Origin of the sequence: Rahnella bruchi (assembly GCF_003614975.1) — a bacterium.
GTDB classification, from domain to species: Bacteria; Pseudomonadota; Gammaproteobacteria; order Enterobacterales; family Enterobacteriaceae; genus Rahnella; species Rahnella bruchi.
Genome location: NZ_QZWI01000001.1, coordinates 570646 through 589713, shown reverse-complemented (window position 1 = coordinate 589713; position 19068 = coordinate 570646). Strand labels below are relative to the sequence as shown.

The following is a 19068-nucleotide window of genomic DNA, read 5'->3' as shown; positions in this document are numbered from 1 at the left end:
TCTGTAACTCAATTACAGCGATAGGGCAAAATTGGCGAAAATTTACACTTCAAAGTGGTCAGATGAGTAGTAAAATTTCATCAATTGCAGTATATTTTTCGCAACTTACAGTTTCCGAAAAATATGACAGGAGCAACGCTATGAGTGCTATGAATGATTACACGCCGTACACAATGACCCGCATACTGGCCCGCCGCGCTTTTGTTATCGCAGCCGGTGTCCTGGCTCTGCCGGTAATGCTGTTCCGCGCTGACCGCGCCCGTTTTTACAGCTATTTACACCGCGTCTGGATGAAAACCAGCGATAAGCCGGTGTGGCTGAGTCATGCTGAGATGGCGACACAAGATTTCTATTGAGTTAGCTCCCTCCCCTGCGAAGGGGAGGGCTGGGGTGGGGTATTAAGGTCAAAAACCAGATTTGAAGTTTTCATAAGCAGTTGTTTGGTCTGCTAAACCCCTCCCGGCCTCCCCCTTGCAGGAGAGGAGCCTGAAACCCCGTTTCCCCGACGGGGTTTTTTATTGCCCAGCGATAAACCTGTACAACATTATTTTTATGTATAACTTGTGCTATGGTTATACATGCAGGTGATGAAGTTCAGGCACCCCTCTTTTTCTTAATTCCGGGAGCTGACCATGGCGAAAACAATTCCAGTTGGCATCAGTGCATGTCTGTTGGGTGATAACGTCCGTTTCGATGGCGGCCATAAACGCCTGGCGTTTGCCGTCGAGCAGTTGTCACCTTATGTGCGCTTTGAGTCGATCTGCCCGGAAATGGCCATCGGCTTACCGTCACCCCGCGCGGCGCTGCGTCTGATTAAAAGTGACGATGGCGTGATCATGCGTTTCAGCAACGACGAAACCACCGATCTCACTGAGAAAATGCAGGCCTACGCCGAGAAACGCGTCGCGCCGCTTGATCATCTTTGCGGCTATATTGTCTGCGCAAAATCCCCCAGCTGCGGGATGGAACGGGTGCGTGTTTACAGCGCCAACGGCAAAGATGCTAAAAAATCCGGTGTCGGGATTTATACCGCCGAGCTGATGAAACAGCATCCTTGGCTGCCGGTGGAAGAAGACGGTCGGCTGAACGATCTCGTGCTGCGCGAGAATTTCGTCGAGCGTATTTTTACGCTTTTTGAGCTGAATCAGCTGCGTGAAAGCGGTCTGACGCGCGGCAAGCTGATGGCTTTCCATAGCCGCTATAAACTGATTTTGCTGGCCCATTCTCAGCCGGAATATCGCGAGCTGGGGCGCTTTGTCGCCGCGATGGCAGACTGGGATTCCCTCGATAAATACTTTGACGAATACCGTCTGCGGCTGATGAATTTGCTGCGCCACAAAGCCACGCGCCGTAATCACACCAACGTGCTGATGCACGTTCAGGGATATTTCCGCAAACAGCTGAGTTCGCCGCAACGTCAGGAACTGGCCGGACTTATCGACCGTTATCGTCAGGGCATGCAACCGCTGCTGGCGCCCATCACTTTACTCAAGCATTACATGTCGGAATATCCGGACGCTTATCTGGCTGATCAACGCTATTTCGAGCCATACCCGGAAGCCTTAAAACTTCGATACGGACATTAAAAGGAGTGTTATGACCACGCATTTAGTCTGGTTCCGTGGTGACCTGCGGATAACCGATAACCGCGCGTTGCATGCCGCCTGTGAAGATCCGCAGGCGCGGGTGATTGCCCTTTTTATCGCCACGCCGGAACAGTGGAAACAGCATGAAATGGCGCCGCGTCAGGCGATGTTTATTTATCAGCATTTGCAGGCGCTGCAACATGCGCTGGCGGAGCGCGGTATCGGGCTGCATTACCATCAGTGTGATGATTTTGCCGACAGCGTGGACTGGCTGAAAGATTTCTGTGAAGCCGAAAAGGTGGATGCGCTGTTTTACAACAAACAGTATGAAATCAACGAGCGTCAGCGTGATGCGGCACTGGAAAAAGCGGTCAGTGAATCGGTCATCTGCCACGCTTTTGACGACAGTCTGCTGTTGCCGCCGGGCTCTGTCACGACCGGCAATAATGAGATGTACAAGGTCTACACGCCTTTTCGACGGGCATTTTTATCCCGCCTGACCGAGTCCGACAGCCGTTCTTTGCCTGCGCCGCCAGCCCGCGAGAATGCAGGAAAAGTGGTGATGCACCGGCTGATGCCGTTCGATTATCCGCTGGCCGATATTGGTGAAGATTTTGCGATTGGCGAGGACGCCGCCCGTAACCAGCTGCGCAGTTTTTGCCGCGAACAGGTGCAGGATTATCTCGAGCAGCGCGATTTACCGGCGGTCGATGGCACCAGTTCGCTGTCGCCGTATCTGGCCATTGGCGTACTCTCCCCACGCCAGTGTCTGAACCGTCTGCGCGCCGAATGCCCGGACGTGCTGGAGAAGACCGAAGGTGGCGCGTTCGGCTGGCTGAATGAACTGGTGTGGCGTGAGTTTTACCGTCATCTGATCGTCGCCTGGCCGAAGCTTTGCAAACATCAGCCGTTCGTCGAATGGACCGACAATGTACGCTGGCGTCATGCGCCGGAAGAATTACAGGCATGGAAAGACGGGAATACCGGTTATCCGATTGTCGATGCGGCAATGCGCCAGCTCAATACAACCGGCTGGATGCATAACCGCCTGCGTATGATTGTCGCCAGTTTTCTGGTGAAAGATTTGCTGATCAACTGGCGCGAAGGCGAGCGGTATTTCATGTCACAATTGCTCGACGGCGATCTGGCGGCCAACAATGGGGGCTGGCAGTGGGGCGCTTCTACCGGCACCGACGCCGCGCCGTATTTTCGTATTTTCAATCCGACCACGCAGGGCGAACGTTTTGACAAAACCGGGCGTTTTATTAAAGCCTGGGTGCCTGAGCTGGTGGATGTTCCAGAAAGAGACATTCATCAACCGCATCGCTGGGCTGAAAAACATCATCGCGTGCTAAACTATCCGCTGCCGGTTGTCGATCACGCGCGGGCGAGAAAAGACACGCTTGCGGCGTTTGAGGCGGCAAAAAACCGGTCTGACTGACCTTATTCTCTCACCACGACAAGGAGCGATGTGATGAAAAAACACCTGCTGGCGCTGATGCTGGCATGCTGGGCGGGACAGGCCACCGCGGGATTTGATGTGGTGGCGCTCGGCGTGAACGGCGGCGTCGAAGAAGGCAATCTCACCTCGTACCTCGTCAGAAGTGACGATCAAAAACTGTATCTCGGCCTGGATGCAGGTTCTGTTTTACCGGGCATCCGCAAGGCACTGGATAAGGGCAGCTTCCCGCAGGTGACGGCTGAAAATGCCGCGCCGCTGACCCCGCAGGGCGCGGTTTTCCGCAACCTGATCGGCGGATACTTTATCAGCCACGGTCATCTCGACCATCTGGCAGGGCTGATTATCAGCTCGCCGGAAGACAGCAAAAAACCGATTTACGGCACGGCGGACACCATCGGCACGCTGCGTCAGCACTATTTCAATGGCCGCGTCTGGCCGAACTTCACCGATTCTGGCAGTGGTTTGCGCATTGGCACTTATCGCCTGAATCAGCAACGTCCGGCGCAGCGCTTTTCCCTCGGCCTCACCGGTCTCGATGGCACTCTTTATCCCCTCAGCCACGGTGGCACGCCATCAAGCATGATACTGGTGAGCCGTCACAAACAGTCGTTTGCCTTCTTCGGTGATACCGGCCCCGATGAAGTGGAAAAATCAAAGAACCTGGATACCGTCTGGCGCGTGCTGGGTGATGAGGTCAAAGCGAAACGGCTGAAAGGCATCATTATCGAAACGTCTTATCCCGATGGTGTGCCAGACAGCAAACTGTTCGGGCACCTGACTCCAGAGTGGCTGCTGAAAGAACTGGGGCAGTTGCAACAATATGCGGGGGGTGAGGGCTCACTGAAAGATCTCACGGTGATTATCAGCCACGTCAAACCAAGCCTCAAAGCGGGTGCTGATCCTGAAAAAGAGATCATGTCGCAACTGGAGAAAGGCAATAATCTGGGCGTGAAGTTTGTCAGAATGGCGCAGGGTGATAAATTAGCGGTCAAATAGACAATCTACCAATAAGAGAAACGCCATGAATAATCTCCAGCTGGAAATGCTGATCAACCAGAAACTGGACGTCGGTAATTTCAATGATTACGCCCCTAATGGTTTACAGGTAGAAGGCCGTCGTAACGTGCAGCGTGTGGTGACCGGTGTGACCGCATCTCAGGATTTGCTGGATGCCGCCATTGCCGTAGAAGCTGACGCAATTCTGGTTCATCACGGTTATTTTTGGAAAAATGAACCGTCGGTGATCCGTGGAATGAAACGCAATCGCCTGAAAACTCTGCTGGTCAGTGATACCAATTTATACGGTTATCATCTGCCGCTTGATGCGCACCCTGAACTGGGTAACAACGCGCAACTGGCGAAACTGTTCGGGATTAGCGTGCTGGGTGAAGTGATGCCGCTGGTGCCTTACGGCGAACTGGAAAAACCGCTGACCGGTGAAGAATTGCGTCAGCGTATAGAAGTAACCCTTGACCGTAACGTGCTGCACAGCTCGCAGGGCGGACCGGCTGAAATCCGTCGCGTTGCCTGGTGTTCCGGTGGCGGTCAGGGCTTTATCCAGCAGGCGGCAGAATTTGGCGTGGATGCCTTTATCAGCGGCGAAGTGTCAGAACAAACTATCCATATTGCGCGTGAAATGGGGATCCATTTTTATGCTGCCGGCCATCACGCCACAGAACGTTACGGCGTGAAAGCGCTGGGCGAATGGCTGGCTGCGGAACATGGATTAGATGTTATGTTCATTGACATCGATAACCCTGCCTAGGGGCTATCTTATTTGCCAATTTGAATCCGGGCAGTGCTCGCGACAGTCACGTACTCAGGGTACGCTCCTGTCCCTGCGCGCTGGCCGAATCCAAACTGCCTGCAACGATTACGCCCCTTACTTATGTATCGTTTTATCAGTTATCTCTTCAGAAACGCTGTCTTCCAGCAGGGTAAATGCCCGCTGTAATCCGGTATCCACTTCTGGGTCTGCGCCCTGCGGTGGATACTTGCTTTCTTCTTCCTGTTCCTCTGCGGTTTCGCTTTCCTCCGATCGGGGTTCGACGACGTTTTCCGGTGCGGGCATGGTTTCCTGAATCATCTGCTCATCAAACGCCGGATTCAGCGCCGGAGAGAGCGGCGAACTGCTCAGGCTGTCTGGCATGGCGATGTGCGGAACCGGCGCATCGACCGCCATCTGCGTTTCTTCTTCTTTTTTCGACGTCCGGCTCAGAGCAACAATTCCGCCGCCGCAAAGGGCAAAAAAGGCGTAGAGAATATTACCGCCGAGCGGTTCGATCAGCGCGCCGACCGCCAGCGGGCCAATACACGCCCCCACACCAAACGCCATCAGCAGACAGGCTGAAAGCGAAACACGGCGCTCCGGCTCAATCATGTCATTGGCAAGAGCGACGACCAGCGGGTACAACGTGAACTGCATCAGGCTGACGATAAAACCAATGCCGAGCAGCAGCGGGAACGAGATATGTGTCAGCAGCGCCAGCGGTATGGCCGCCACCGCCAGCAAAATGGCATTAATGCGCATCAGCATGTTGCGGTTATAGCGATCTGACAGCCAGCTCAGCGGGAACTGCGCCAGTAATCCGGCGAAAATTGCCAGCGCCATGAACAGGCCGGTTTGTTGTGTGCTCAGCGATTGCTGGCTGGTGTAAATCGGCGCCAGCCCGTAGAAGGAACCGACCACCATGCCAATCAGCAGCGTGATGGCCAGCACTTTGGGGATCGCGCCGATAAAGAATTTCAGTTCCATCGGAGCCGGTGACATATGGCCGACGTTAGTGCGCGTCGTCAGGGCAATCGGCACCAGACACAAGGCAAAACACAGCGCGATAACGATAAGCGTACTGACGCCTAAATCGCTGTTGAGCATCAGCACCACCTGACCGAGCGCCATCCCGAGATAAGACGCCACCATATAAAAGCCGAACACTACGCCGCGCTGGTTAGCTTCAGCCTGATCGTTGAGCCAGCTTTCCAGCACCATATATTGCACCATCATGCACAAGCCGATGATCAGGCGCAGCACCACCCAGACGGGAATAATGTCGGTCAGGCCGTGTCCGAGCACTGCAGCGGTAATGATGCCGGAACAGGATACGTAAGCGCGAATGTGCCCGACGCGTGCGATCAGGATATGGCCGACTTTACCGCCGATCACCAGCCCGATGTAGTTAGCAGCGATAATCGCCCCGATCATCGCGCCACTGACGTGGACAGCGGACAGACGCAGGGAAATGTAGGTGGTCAGCAGGCCGGAGCCCAGCAACATCAGTAATGTCGTGGTGTAGAGCGGAAAGAAGAGTGCTAATGGTTTTCTCACAGGCCATCCCTATTGTGTAACGAAGGCGTTATCCAAACGCTAAAAAAAAACAGCAACTTTTCTGAGAGTACCAGTTGCGGGCGGCGGGCGAAACCTCAGTATCCGGCTCAAACGGGCAGATGAGTTGACATCACCACTCGATTTCACGCATAACTGATAACAAATCACATACTATAGCTTTAGTGAATAACCTGATGATCCACAACCCTTCTTTGAGGAGTGCCTGAGTGCAACGAGCACGATGTTACCTGCTGGGTGAACGCGCGGTAGTGCTGGAACTGGAACCCCCGGTTTCGTTGGCGAGCCAGCAACGTATCTGGGGACTGGCTCAGCGTTTACAGGACCGGGCGATGTATCCCGGTGTCCGCGAAGTTATACCCGGTATGAATAATCTGACAGTGTTACTTACCGACGCGCAAAGTTCGGCGCTGGACGCGATTGAGCGCCTGCAAACCTGGTGGGAAGAGAGCGAAGCGATTGAGCCTGCATCCCGACTGATTGAAATTCCGGTGATTTACGGCGGCGCTCAGGGGCCGGATTTAGAGCATGTCGCGCACCATACGGGCATGACGCCGCGTCAGGTGGTGGAATGCCATTCGGGTATTGATTACACCGTCTATTTTCTCGGTTTCCAGCCGGGTTTCCCTTATCTGGGCGGCATGTCAGAGAAACTCACCACACCGCGTCACGGCGAACCGCGTCTTTCGGTACCCGCTGGCTCGGTCGGTATCGGCGGCAGTCAGACAGGGATTTATCCGCTCGCGACGCCGGGCGGCTGGCAGCTGATCGGACAAACGCCTCTGGCGATGTTTGATCCGCTGCGTGAAGTACCGACATTGCTTCTGCCGGGTGACAGCGTGCGCTTCGTGCCACAAAAGGAGGGCGTATGCTGAAGATTTTACGCGCAGGGATGTTTACCACCGTTCAGGATTTAGGGCGTAACGGTTATCGTCAGCAGGGCGTCAGCCAGTCCGGTGCGCTGGATGCACCGGCGCTGCGGATTGCCAATCTGCTGGTCGGCAATGATGAAAATGCTGCCGGTCTGGAAATCACGCTGGGTCAGTTCAGTGCGCAGTTCCACCGTGAAGGATGGATTGCGCTGACCGGTGCGGGCTGTCACGCGCAGCTTGATGGCAAAGAAATCTGGACCGGCTGGAATTATGCGGTGAAACCGGGGCAGGTTCTGACGCTGAAAATGCCGACACGCGGTATGCGCAGCTATCTGGCCATTTCCGGTGGCATTGATGTGCCTGAAGTCATGGGATCGCGCAGTACGGATCTGAAAGCCCAATTCGGTGGTTTTCAGGGGCGTCAGTTGCAGGATGGCGATCAGTTGCCAACCGGCGATTCGCACCAGCAGCCGAAGCACTCCGGCGGCATTAAACAGCTGCTGTTCGGCAACCGTATCCGTGCTTTGCCGGGCCCTGAATATCAGGAATTCAGCGCTCAGTCGCGCGAAGAATTCTGGCGTGCCTCGTGGCAGCTCAGTCCGCAAAGTAACCGTATGGGATATCGCCTGCACGGGCATGTTCTGAAGCGCGAAACTGACCGCGAAATGTTGTCGCACGGTCTGTTGCCCGGTGTGGTACAGGTGCCGCACGGCGGGCAGCCTATTGTGCTGATGGCCGATGCGCAGACCACCGGCGGCTATCCGCGTATCGCCTGCGTGATTGAAGCGGATTTGTATAATCTGGCGCAAATCCGTCTGGGTGAGCCGGTGCATTTTGTTCAGTGCACACCGGCTGAGGCGCAGAAAGCGCTGCGTGAACAGGCGCAGTTTATAGAACAGGTCAAACGGGGGCTGCATGGTCGTTGATCTTAATGCGGATTTAGGCGAAGGCTGCGCCAACGATGAGGCTTTGTTGCAACTGGTCAGTTCCGCCAACATTGCCTGCGGATTCCATGCCGGTGACGCACAAACCATGCGGCAATCCGTGCGCTGGGCGCTGAAGTACGGCGTGGCGATTGGCGCGCATCCGAGCTTTCCCGATCGTGAAAACTTTGGCCGCACCGCGATGCGGCTGCCTCCTGAAACGGTGTACGCACAGGTGGTGTATCAGCTCGGTGCGCTGGTGGCCATTACCCGTGCAGAAGGCGGGAAAATGGTTCACGTTAAGCCACACGGTATGCTTTACAACCAGGCCGCAACCGACGCGATTCTGGCTGATGCGATTGCTCGCGCGGTGCATACCATCGACCCGGCGCTGCGCCTGGTCGGGCTGGCGGGAAGTGAGTTAATCCGCGCGGGTGAGCGGCTCGGGCTGCAAACGCGTCAGGAAGTATTTGCTGACCGGCGGTATCAAAGTGACGGCACGCTGGTACCGCGCAGTCAGCCAGATGCGATGATTGAAAGCGACGAACTGGCGCTGGATCAGACACTGGCGATGGTTCAGCAAGGTAAAGTTCTCAGCCGCGAAGGTCTCTGGGTGCCGGTCAGCGCCGATACTGTCTGCCTGCACGGTGACGGTGAACACGCACTGACTTTCGCCCGCCGGTTGCGGGAAGCGTTTGGTGAGCAACAAATTCAGATCAGCGCGGGCTGATCTTAGGGAATATCGATGCGTAAAGTTCTGGTAACGGGTTTTGAGCCTTTTGGCGGTGAGCGCGTGAATCCGTCATGGGAAGTGGTGAAACAGCTGGGTGACCTGGAATTATCCGGCGCGCAGATTGTGGTGCGCCAGTTACCGTGCGTTTTTGGCAAAGCCATTGATGCGCTGAATGCGGCAATTGACGAGATCCTGCCCGAAATGGTGATTTGCGTCGGACAGGCGGGCGGGCGTGTGGATTTCAGCCTCGAACGTGTGGCGATCAACGTCGATGATGCGCGTATTCCTGATAACGAAGGTCATCAGCCGGTGGACGAAACGATTGTCGCTGGCGGACCTGCGGCCTATTTTTCCTCACTGCCGATCAAAACGATTGTCAGCGGATTACGCGAATCCGGCATTCCTGCGTGCGTGTCACAAACCGCCGGAACCTATGTCTGTAATCACGTGATGTACGGCCTGATGCACCGGCTGGCGCAACCTTCCTGCAAAGTGGTAAAAGGCGGTTTTATCCATATTCCTTATCTGCCAGAGCAGGCGGCGAAACATCCCGGCGCGCCAAGTATGTCAGTACACACTGTTCTGAACGCCCTTGAGCTGACTATCGCGATTGCGTTGCACACTGAACAGGATTTGAAAATTGCCGAGGGTGCGACTCACTGATGCCTGAAGGTCCTGAAATCCGCCGCGCCGCCGATTTGCTGGCGGCGGCGGTGGTTAATAAGCCACTCACGGATGTCTGGTTTGCATTTGGCGCACTCAAGCCCTATCAGTCAGCGTTACGCGGTACAAAAATCACGTCGATTGAAACGCGCGGCAAAGCGCTGCTGACGCACTTTTCCAACGGACTGACGCTTTACAGCCACAACCAGCTATATGGTGTCTGGCGGGTGGTCAACGCCGGTGAAGTGGCGAAGGAGACCAGGCGGTCCCTGCGGGTAAAACTGGAAACCACCGAAGCCGCAATTCTGCTGTACAGTGCCTCCGAAATCAGTATTTACGATACGGCAGAAATAGAAAATCATCCGTTTTTGCAACGTATCGGGCCGGACGTTCTGGATGAGCGGTTAACGGTGGCGCAGGTACGTGAGCGGTTACTTTCGTCAAAATTCTGCAACCGTCAGCTGGGTGGAATGTTGCTGGATCAGGCATTTCTGGCGGGGCTGGGGAATTATCTTCGCGCGGAAATTCTCTGGCTGGCAAAACTGCTGCCGGATCATAAGCCGAAAGATCTGAACGACACGGAGCTGGATGCGCTGGCGGACGCCTGTTTGTCGGTTGCCCGCTTGTCTTATGCCACGCGCGGAACCATGGATGAGAATGTGCATCACGGCGCGCTGTTCCGATTTAAGGTGTTTGGCCGGACAGGGCAACCCTGCGAGCGCTGCGGTGATCCGATCGTCAAAACCAGCGTGTCATCACGACCGTTTTTCTGGTGTCCGGTGTGCCAGGTTTAGCCCAGGCGCAGAAATGAAAAAGGCTCCCGTGGGAGCCTTTTTGTTCAGCTTAATCAGTAAAGATTATTTTTTCAGCTGAGAGTGGAAATCGCGTTTGTCGTAGCCGGTATACAGCTGACGAGGACGGGCGATTTTAATGCCTTCCTGATGCATTTCGCTCCAGTGAGCAATCCAGCCAACTGTACGCGCCATCGCGAAGATAACGGTAAACATGGAAGACGGAATACCCATCGCTTTCAGGATGATGCCGGAGTAAAAATCGACGTTCGGATACAGTTTTTTCTCGATGAAGTACGGGTCGTTGAGCGCAATGTGCTCAAGTTCCATCGCCACTTCCAGCAGGTTATCTTTCAGATCCAGTTCTTTCAGCACTTCATGACAGGTTTCACGCATCACGGTGGCGCGCGGGTCATAGTTTTTGTAAACACGGTGACCAAAGCCCATCAGGCGGAACGAATCATTTTTGTCTTTCGCACGCTTAACGAATTCAGGAATGTGATCCACGCTGCTGATTTCTTCCAGCATTTTCAGCGCAGCTTCGTTGGCGCCGCCGTGAGCCGGTCCCCACAGGGACGCGATGCCCGCAGCGATACAGGCAAACGGGTTAGCGCCAGAAGAACCGGCGGTACGCACGGTAGATGTTGAGGCGTTTTGCTCATGGTCAGCGTGCAGGATCAGAATACGGTCCATCGCGCGTTCCAGAACCGGGTTCACTTTGTATTCTTCACACGGTGTGGAGAACATCATGTGCAGGAAGTTACCGGCATACGACAGGTCGTTGCGCGGATAGACAAACGGCTGGCCGATAGAATATTTGTAACACATGGCCGCTACGGTCGGCATTTTGGACAGCAGGCGGTAAGCCGCGATTTCACGGTGACGTTCATTTTCGACGTCAATCGAGTCGTGATAAAACGCCGCCAAAGCACCGGTCACACCACACAGCACAGCCATCGGGTGAGAGTCACGACGGAAACCATGGAACAGGCGGGTGATTTGCTCATGAACCATCGTGTGACGGGTCACATTGGTTTTGAATTCTTCGTACTGTTCCGGAGTAGGGGTTTCGCCGTTAAGCAGCAGATAGCTCACTTCCAGGAAAGTAGATTCTTGCGCCAGTTGATCAATCGGGAAGCCGCGATGTAACAGGATCCCCTCGTCACCGTCGATAAAGGTGATTTTAGATTCGCAAGATGCAGTAGACGTAAAACCGGGGTCATAGGTGAAAAAACCTTTCGCGCCTAACGGGCGGATATCAATCTCATCCTGGCCCAGCGTGCCGGATAGCACATCTAGTTCGATCGGGTCGTGACCTTGTAGGGTAAGTGTCGCTTTCTTATCAGCCATTTACAGTCTCCTTAGCGCCTTATTTTTAAAAATCCCTAACAACAGAAATGCCTGGAAGCGACGCCTTGTAAGGTCATTATTATTGTCAGCCTTAGCTCTTCGATCGAATTCAAAAGGGAACGTAGAGCTGAGTCGAATTGCAGTCTCAGACTGCTCTGTGACAAACAAGCGGCGTTTCATCGTTGTTAAAGATTCGGTAAATCATTACTGTTCTGTCACTCAGTACCTGTGAGAAGCATGAGGATTTACACAATCACCACTTTTGCATAACTTGAGCCATCAGGGAAGACCCGTCTTTGCGATTGTGTGATCCACTGATTCTTCAGAAACTTTCACCATTTTGGTGCGTCAGGCGAAAGCCGGTATGTGCTCAGTATCACAGTCCTATAGGAATAACTCATTTGTAATGGAAATGTTGATCAATTGTCAAACCAGATAATTTATTTTGTGTCTTTTGTGAAAAGTGAGAGATAACTCACTGTTTCAAAGAAATGTGAATAAAGCATTTGTAGGGCAATTGTAATAAGAATGTGATCAACCTATACTCCTACAAGGTCTCCGGGCAATCCGAAGTAGGAGCACCCAGCACTCTCTTTTTTGTCTTAGATTTTATGAAAATGGACTTAAAGGAAAATACATTTCTGCGCCGTTTAAGCACATCGGATGTCGTTGTTTGAGCGCGGGAAATGTCGGGCTTTTAGCTCAGCTTTCCAAAGTTATTGGTGTTGTGGGAAGGCGGCAAGCAACCGAATCCCTATGAGCTGACATTGGTCAGTGAGCAGGGTGAGCGCGCGCAGCCAACGCACCCACAGCGACAAGAACCAAGGAAAGAGTGCTGTCTGACATACTGCTCCGGTCCGGAGGAAGTAAAATAATAAGAGCTGTGTGGGCAAAACCGTGAAAAAACAAAGACCTGTCAATCTGGATCTGCAAACGATCCGGTTTCCTGTTACTGCGATAGCGTCCATCTTACACCGAGTCTCTGGCGTAATTACCTTCGTCGCCGTCGGTATCCTCCTCTGGCTTTTAGGCCTGTCTCTCTCTTCTCCTGAAGGGTTTGCACAAGCTGCCGCCATCATGAATAGCTTCTTCGTTAAATTCATCTTTTGGGGAATACTCACTGCGCTGGCCTATCACGTTTGCGGTGGCATTCGCCATTTGCTGATGGATTTTGGCTATATCGAAGAGAGTTTGGCTGCCGGTACCCGTTCTGCCCAGGTGGCAATCGGTCTTACCGTCGTGCTGTCAATTCTGGCTGGAGTCCTCGTATGGTAAGCAACGTTTCTGCGTTAGGGCGCAATGGTGTGCACGACTGGCTGTTACTTCGTGCTTCCGCAATTATCCTCACCCTGTACATCCTCTATATTCTGGGCTTCGTGGTTCTGGCTCAGGAACTGACATTTGATGTCTGGCATGGCTTCTTCGCTTCCTCCATCACCAAAGTATTCACACTGCTGGCGCTGCTGTCGATTCTGATCCACGCGTGGATCGGCATGTGGCAGGTGTTAACGGACTATGTGAAACCGGTAGCTGTCCGGCTTGTGCTGCAACTGGCCATTGTCGTGACGCTGGTGGTTTACCTACTTTACGGAACAATTGTTGTTTGGGGAGCGTAGTAAATGAATCTGCCAGTCAGAGAGTTCGATGCTGTCGTTATCGGCGCAGGTGGCGCCGGTATGCGTGCCGCGTTACAAATTTCACAAATGGGGCTGTCTTGCGCCCTGATTTCTAAAGTCTTCCCAACCCGCTCCCATACGGTGTCAGCGCAGGGCGGTATCACCGTCGCGCTGGGTAACACCCATGAGGATGACTGGGAATGGCACATGTACGACACCGTAAAAGGTTCCGACTATATCGGTGACCAGGACGCCATTGAATATATGTGTAAGACCGGCCCGGAAGCGATTCTGGAACTGGAACACATGGGGCTGCCATTCTCCCGTCTTGAAGACGGCCGTATTTATCAGCGTCCGTTTGGCGGCCAGTCGAAGAACTTCGGCGGCGAGCAGGCGGCACGTACTGCGGCAGCGGCTGACCGTACCGGTCACGCCTTGCTGCACACGCTGTATCAGCAGAACCTGAAAAATGGCACCACGATTTTCTCCGAATGGTATTCACTGGATTTAGTGAAAAACCAGGACGGCGCGATCGTCGGTTGTACGGCTATCTGTATCGAAACCGGTGAAGTGGTCTACTTCAAAGCCAAAGCCACCGTGCTGGCAACCGGCGGTGCAGGCCGTATTTATCAGTCCACCACTAACGCCCATATTAATACCGGCGACGGTGTCGGCATGGCGCTGCGTGCAGGCGTGCCGGTTCAGGATATGGAAATGTGGCAGTTCCACCCGACCGGTATCGCCGGTGCTGGGGTTCTGGTGACAGAAGGCTGTCGTGGTGAAGGCGGTTATCTGCTTAATAAAGATGGCGAACGTTTCATGGAACGTTATGCGCCGAATGCTAAAGACCTGGCGGGTCGTGACGTGGTGGCGCGTTCAATCATGATCGAAATCCGTGAAGGCCGCGGCTGTGAAGGTCCGTGGGGCCCGCACGCTAAACTCAAACTTGATCATCTGGGTAAAGACGTTCTGGAATCCCGCCTGCCGGGTATTCTCGAACTGTCGCGTACCTTCGCACACGTCGATCCGGTGAAAGAACCCATCCCAGTTATCCCTACCTGCCACTACATGATGGGCGGTATTCCGACCAAAGTGACCGGTCAGGCGCTGCGTGTTAACGCGCAAGGTCAGGATGAAGTGATTCCAGGGCTGTTCGCAGTCGGCGAAATTGCCTGCGTATCGGTTCACGGCGCTAACCGTCTGGGCGGCAACTCACTGCTGGATCTGGTGGTGTTTGGCCGTGCCGCAGGTATGCATCTGCAGGAATCTATCACCGAGCAGGGCGAAAGCCGCGATGCATCTCAGGATGATATCGATGTGTCTCTGGAACGTCTGAACCGCTGGAACAACACCCGTTCAGGTGAAGATCCGGTGGCTATCCGTAAAGACCTGCAATCGTGCATGCAGAACAACTTCTCGGTCTTCCGCGAAGGTGATGCGATGGCGAAAGGTCTGGAAGAACTGAAAGTGATCCGCGAGCGTCTGAAATCAGCGCGTCTGGATGATACTTCTTCAGAATTCAACACCCAGCGCGTCGAGTGTCTGGAGCTGGATAACCTGATGGAAACCGCGTTCTCTACTGCCGTCTCCGCAAACTACCGTACAGAAAGCCGTGGCGCACACAGCCGCTTTGACTTCCCTGAGCGTGATGATGCGAACTGGTTGTGCCATACGCTGTATCAGCCGGAAACGGAAAGCATGACCCGCCGTGAGGTGAACATGCAGCCTAAGCTTCGCGCGGCGTTCCCGCCGAAAGCGCGTACTTACTAGGGCTAAGCGGAGACAGACTATGAAAATTGAATTTTCGATTTATCGCTATAACCCGGACGTAGATGACGTTCCGTACATGAAAGATTACGTGCTGGAAGCCAAAGACGGGCGCGACATGATGTTGCTCGACGCGCTGATTTTGCTGAAAGAACAGGATCCGACACTGGCTTTCCGCCGCTCATGCCGTGAAGGCGTCTGCGGGTCAGACGGCGTCAACATGAACGGTAAAAACGGTCTGGCGTGTATCACGCCGGTATCGACGCTGCGTAACGGTAGCAAGAAAATTGTTATCCGTCCGTTGCCAGGTTTGCCGGTTGTGCGCGACCTTGTTGTGGACATGGGGCAATTCTATAAGCAGTATGAGAAGATTAAGCCTTACTTGTTGAATGATGGGAAAAATCCTCCGGCGCGTGAACACTTACAGATGCCGGATGAGCGTGAAAAGCTGGACGGATTGTACGAATGTATTCTTTGCGCCTGCTGCTCAACGTCCTGTCCTTCGTTCTGGTGGAATCCGGACAAATTTGTCGGTCCGGCGGGTCTTCTGGCCGCTTACCGTTTCCTGATCGACAGCCGCGACACTGAAACACAATCGCGCCTTGACGATCTGAACGATGCTTTCAGCGTATTCCGCTGCCACAGCATCATGAACTGTGTAAGTGTGTGTCCGAAAGGTCTGAACCCGACCAAGGCGATTGGCCATATCAAATCCATGCTTCTACAGCGTGGTGCCTGAGTGGTTTAGGTAACGCAATCAGCGGGAACTCAGGTTCCCGCTGTTATTTAGTTACCCCCTGTTTTGCACTTTCTTTAGTTACAAATGCGGTAACTGCGGCAAGGATAGCAAATAAGTAATTTTTTAATAACAAAGTAGCAACAAGTGCAACAAAGTTGCGCCTGACTGGAGTAAGATAGCCGGGTCAAAATCAGGGAGATAAAGGGGCAGTCAAAAGAAAGGAAGAGAAAACAGGGCAACTTCAAAAATCACTCAGCCAGATGGATGATTTCTGAAGGTTCCTTGAAGAGCCAAATGCTCAACCAACGAACTGTTTTAGTAAGGAAAACCGTTTTACCGCGGTGTATCACGGTCAATATTATTAACCACGGCGAAAACTAAAGCTTCAAAGCTTAAGGGATCACGATGCAGAACGGCGCAATGAAGGCCTGGCTGGATTCCTCCTATCTGGCGGGTGCAAACCAGTCTTACATAGAACAACTCTATGAAGACTACTTAACCGATCCTGGTTCCGTTGACGATAGCTGGCGTTCGATTTTTAAACAGCTACCAACAGTGGGTGTGAAACCAGAGCAACTCCATTCTCAAACTCGGGACTACTTCCGCCGCCTGGCGAAAGACGCGTCACGTTATAACTCCTCCATCAGCGATCCTGAAACGGATGCCAAGCAAGTCAAGGTGCTGCAATTAATCAACGCCTTCCGCTTCCGTGGCCATCAGAACGCGAACCTTGACCCCCTCGGCCTGTGGAAACTCGACGATGTTCCTGACCTGGATCCTGCGTTCCATCATCTGACTGAAGCTGATTTCCAGGAGACCTTCAACGTCGGTTCATTTGCCATTGGCAAAGAAACCATGCAGCTCGGCGAGCTGTATAAAGCCCTGAAGCAAACCTATTGCGGATCCATTGGTGCGGAATATATGCACATCACCAACACAGAAGAGAAGCGCTGGATCCAACAGCGTATCGAATCTGTCGCAGGTCGTGCGAATTTCACCAATGATGAGAAGAAAACCTTCCTGAAAGAACTGACCGCAGCTGAAGGTCTGGAGCGTTATCTGGGTGCGAAATTCCCGGGTGCAAAACGCTTCTCTCTCGAAGGTGGCGACGCGCTGGTTCCTATGCTTAAAGACATGATCCGTCATGCCGGCAAAAACGGGACTCGCGAAGTGGTGCTGGGTATGGCGCACCGTGGTCGTCTGAACGTGCTGATCAACGTGCTGGGGAAAAAACCTCAGGACCTGTTCGACGAATTCTCCGGTAAGCATAAAGAACACCTGGGTACCGGTGACGTGAAATACCACATGGGCTATTCGTCGGATGTGGAAACCGAAGGCGGCATGGTTCATCTGGCGTTGGCGTTTAACCCGTCGCACCTGGAAATCGTCAGCCCGGTGGTTATCGGTTCTGTTCGTGCCCGTCGTGATCGTCTGGACGAAGCGCGCAGCAACATGGTTCTGCCAATCACCATTCACGGTGACGCGGCAATTACCGGTCAGGGTGTGGTTCAGGAAACCCTGAACATGTCGCTGGCACGCGGTTATGAAGTGGGCGGTACAGTGCGTATCGTCATCAATAACCAGGTGGGCTTCACCACCTCGAATCCAAAAGATGCGCGTTCCACCGATTACTGTACCGATATCGCGAAAATGGTGCAGGCGCCGATTTTCCACGTGAATGCTGATGACCCGGAAGCGGTCGCTTTCGTGACCCGTCTGGCACTGGATTTCCGTAACACCTTCAAACGTGACGTCATGATCGACCTGGTTTGCTACCGTCGCCACGGCCATAACGAGGCCGACGAACCTAGCGCAACCCAGCCGCTGATGTACACCAAGATCAAAAAACATCCGACGCCACGTAAGATCTACGCTGACGTCCTGACTGAGCAGAATGTTGCCAGCCTTGAAGATGCGACAGAAATGGTCAATCTGTACCGTGATGCGCTGGATGCCGGTGAATGCGTAGTGGAAGAGTGGCGTCAGAATGACATGCACACTTTCACCTGGTCACCGTATCTGAATCATGAGTGGGACGAGCCATACCCGAATAAGGTTGAGCATAAACGTCTGCAGGAACTGGCGCGTCGCGTCAGCCATGTGCCGGATGCGATTGAAATGCAGTCGCGCGTTGCCAAGATTTACGGCGACCGTAACGAGATGGCCGAAGGTAATAAGAAATTCGACTGGGGCGGCGCAGAAAATCTGGCGTACGCTACGCTGGTGGACGAAGGTATTCCGATTCGTCTTTCCGGTGAAGATACCGGTCGTGGCACCTTCTTCCACCGTCATGCTGTGATCCACAATCAGAAAAACGGTTCCGTGTACGTGCCACTGGCTAATATCCATAACAGCCAGGGTGAGTTCAACGTCTGGGATTCCGTGCTTTCCGAAGAAGCGGTACTGGCGTTTGAATACGGTTATGCCACCGCTGAACCTCGCACCCTGACTATCTGGGAAGCGCAGTTCGGTGACTTCGCCAACGGTGCGCAGGTGGTTATCGACCAGTTCATCAGTTCCGGCGAACAGAAATGGGGCCGTATGTGTGGTCTGGTCATGCTGCTGCCGCACGGTTACGAAGGGCAGGGGCCGGAGCACTCCTCCGCGCGTCTGGAACGCTATCTGCAACTTTGCGCTGAGCAAAACATGCAGGTGTGTATCCCGTCTACCCCGGCGCAGGTTTACCACATGATCCGTCGTCAGGCACTGCGCGGTATGCGCCGTCCGCTGATCGTGATGTCACCGAAGTCACTGTTGCGTCATCCTCTGGCGGTTTCTACGCTGGAAGAACTGGCCGACGGCAGCTTCCTGCCAGCGATTGGTGAAGTTGACGAGCTGGATCCAAAACAGGTTAAGCGCGTGGTGATGTGCTCCGGTAAGGTTTACTACGACCTGCTGGAACAACGTCGCAAAAACGAGCAAACCGATGTGGCAATTGTCCGCATCGAGCAGCTGTACCCGTTCCCGCACAAAGCGATTCAGGAAGTGCTTGAGAAATTCTCACACGTTCATGATTTCGTCTGGTGTCAGGAAGAGCCGCTGAACCAGGGCGCGTGGTATTGCAGCCAGCACAATTTCCGTGAAGTGATTCCTTTCGGGGCTTCTTTACGTTACGCAGGACGCCCGGCCTCTGCCTCTCCGGCAGTCGGCTACATGTCCGTTCACCAGAAGCAACAGCAAGATCTGGTTAACGATGCGCTTAACGTTAAATAACGCGTTGGCG

At 53.8% G+C, this 19068-nt stretch carries 17 protein-coding genes; 15 read left to right on the top strand and 2 right to left on the bottom strand.

The features are described 5' to 3' along the window. Positions 1-149: 149 nt before the first annotated feature. The 5 genes from D5398_RS02925 to D5398_RS02905 all read left to right on the top strand — a co-directional run bounded on the left by D5398_RS02925 (position 150) and on the right by D5398_RS02905 (position 4813). Complete coding sequence (locus tag D5398_RS02925) at positions 150-356, top strand: YbfA family protein (RefSeq protein ID WP_013576456.1); 207 nt, start codon at positions 150-152, stop codon at positions 354-356. A 276-nt stretch (positions 357-632) separates the two neighbouring features. Then, entirely contained in the window at positions 633-1586 is a 954-nt protein-coding gene (locus D5398_RS02920; RefSeq protein WP_120506259.1) for a YbgA family protein, read from the top strand. A 10-nt stretch (positions 1587-1596) separates the two neighbouring features. Next, the gene (phrB, locus tag D5398_RS02915) at positions 1597-3027 is read left to right on the top strand and encodes a deoxyribodipyrimidine photo-lyase (protein WP_120506258.1); all 1431 of its coding nucleotides are present in this window, start codon (positions 1597-1599) and stop codon (positions 3025-3027) included. Positions 3028-3060: 33 nt separating this feature from the next. Beyond that, positions 3061-4044: an MBL fold metallo-hydrolase gene (locus D5398_RS02910; RefSeq protein ID WP_120506257.1), complete on the top strand. Its 984-nt coding sequence runs from the start codon at positions 3061-3063 to the stop codon at positions 4042-4044. Positions 4045-4069: 25 nt separating this feature from the next. Then, positions 4070-4813: a type 2 GTP cyclohydrolase I gene (locus D5398_RS02905; protein ID WP_120506256.1), complete on the top strand. Its 744-nt coding sequence runs from the start codon at positions 4070-4072 to the stop codon at positions 4811-4813. Between the two features lie 117 nt (positions 4814-4930). Here D5398_RS02905 and D5398_RS02900 read toward each other — a convergent pair whose 3' ends face one another. Next, a complete protein-coding gene (locus D5398_RS02900; protein WP_415838525.1) occupies positions 4931-6322 on the bottom strand; it encodes an MFS transporter in 1392 nt (463 codons plus the stop codon). Positions 6323-6600: 278 nt separating this feature from the next. Here D5398_RS02900 and pxpB point away from each other — a divergent pair, with 278 nt between their 5' ends. Genes pxpB through nei form a run of 5 tightly spaced genes read left to right on the top strand, consistent with a single transcriptional unit; the run spans position 6601 to position 10376 of the window. Further along, on the top strand, positions 6601-7266 hold the full coding sequence (pxpB, locus tag D5398_RS02895; RefSeq protein WP_120506254.1) for a 5-oxoprolinase subunit PxpB: 666 nt from the start codon (positions 6601-6603) through the stop codon (positions 7264-7266). Continuing rightward, entirely contained in the window at positions 7260-8189 is a 930-nt protein-coding gene (gene pxpC / locus D5398_RS02890; protein ID WP_120506253.1) for a 5-oxoprolinase subunit PxpC, read from the top strand. Before pxpB ends, pxpC begins: the two co-directional genes overlap by 7 nt. Beyond that, on the top strand, positions 8179-8916 hold the full coding sequence (pxpA, locus tag D5398_RS02885; RefSeq protein WP_120506252.1) for a 5-oxoprolinase subunit PxpA: 738 nt from the start codon (positions 8179-8181) through the stop codon (positions 8914-8916). Before pxpC ends, pxpA begins: the two co-directional genes overlap by 11 nt. 15 nt (positions 8917-8931) lie before the next feature. Next, positions 8932-9582 (top strand): pyroglutamyl-peptidase I, encoded by a 651-nt coding sequence (pcp, locus tag D5398_RS02880; RefSeq protein ID WP_120506251.1) that lies wholly within the window; start codon positions 8932-8934, stop codon positions 9580-9582. Continuing rightward, positions 9582-10376 (top strand): endonuclease VIII, encoded by a 795-nt coding sequence (nei, locus tag D5398_RS02875; RefSeq protein ID WP_120506250.1) that lies wholly within the window; start codon positions 9582-9584, stop codon positions 10374-10376. Before pcp ends, nei begins: the two co-directional genes overlap by 1 nt. Before the next feature lie 63 nt (positions 10377-10439). On the opposite strand, the gene D5398_RS02870 is transcribed toward nei, so the two are convergent. Next, positions 10440-11723, bottom strand: a complete 1284-nt coding sequence (locus D5398_RS02870) for a citrate synthase (RefSeq protein ID WP_120506249.1) — start codon at positions 11721-11723, stop codon at positions 10440-10442. Between the two features lie 885 nt (positions 11724-12608). On the opposite strand from D5398_RS02870, the gene sdhC reads away from it, so the two are divergent. The 5 genes from sdhC (at position 12609) to sucA (ending at position 19058) form a co-directional block, all read left to right on the top strand. Continuing rightward, a complete protein-coding gene (sdhC, locus tag D5398_RS02865) occupies positions 12609-12998 on the top strand; it encodes a succinate dehydrogenase cytochrome b556 subunit (protein ID WP_101077384.1) in 390 nt (129 codons plus the stop codon). Then, complete coding sequence (gene sdhD, locus D5398_RS02860) at positions 12992-13339, top strand: succinate dehydrogenase membrane anchor subunit (RefSeq protein WP_112168980.1); 348 nt, start codon at positions 12992-12994, stop codon at positions 13337-13339. The genes sdhC and sdhD overlap by 7 nt, the downstream gene beginning before the upstream one ends. 3 nt (positions 13340-13342) lie before the next feature. Continuing rightward, a complete protein-coding gene (gene sdhA / locus D5398_RS02855) occupies positions 13343-15109 on the top strand; it encodes a succinate dehydrogenase flavoprotein subunit (protein WP_095921203.1) in 1767 nt (588 codons plus the stop codon). Between the two features lie 19 nt (positions 15110-15128). Continuing rightward, positions 15129-15845, top strand: a complete 717-nt coding sequence (locus D5398_RS02850; RefSeq protein ID WP_120134884.1) for a succinate dehydrogenase iron-sulfur subunit — start codon at positions 15129-15131, stop codon at positions 15843-15845. Positions 15846-16250: 405 nt separating this feature from the next. Further along, positions 16251-19058, top strand: a complete 2808-nt coding sequence (gene sucA / locus D5398_RS02845) for a 2-oxoglutarate dehydrogenase E1 component (protein WP_120506248.1) — start codon at positions 16251-16253, stop codon at positions 19056-19058. Positions 19059-19068 lie beyond the last annotated feature (10 nt).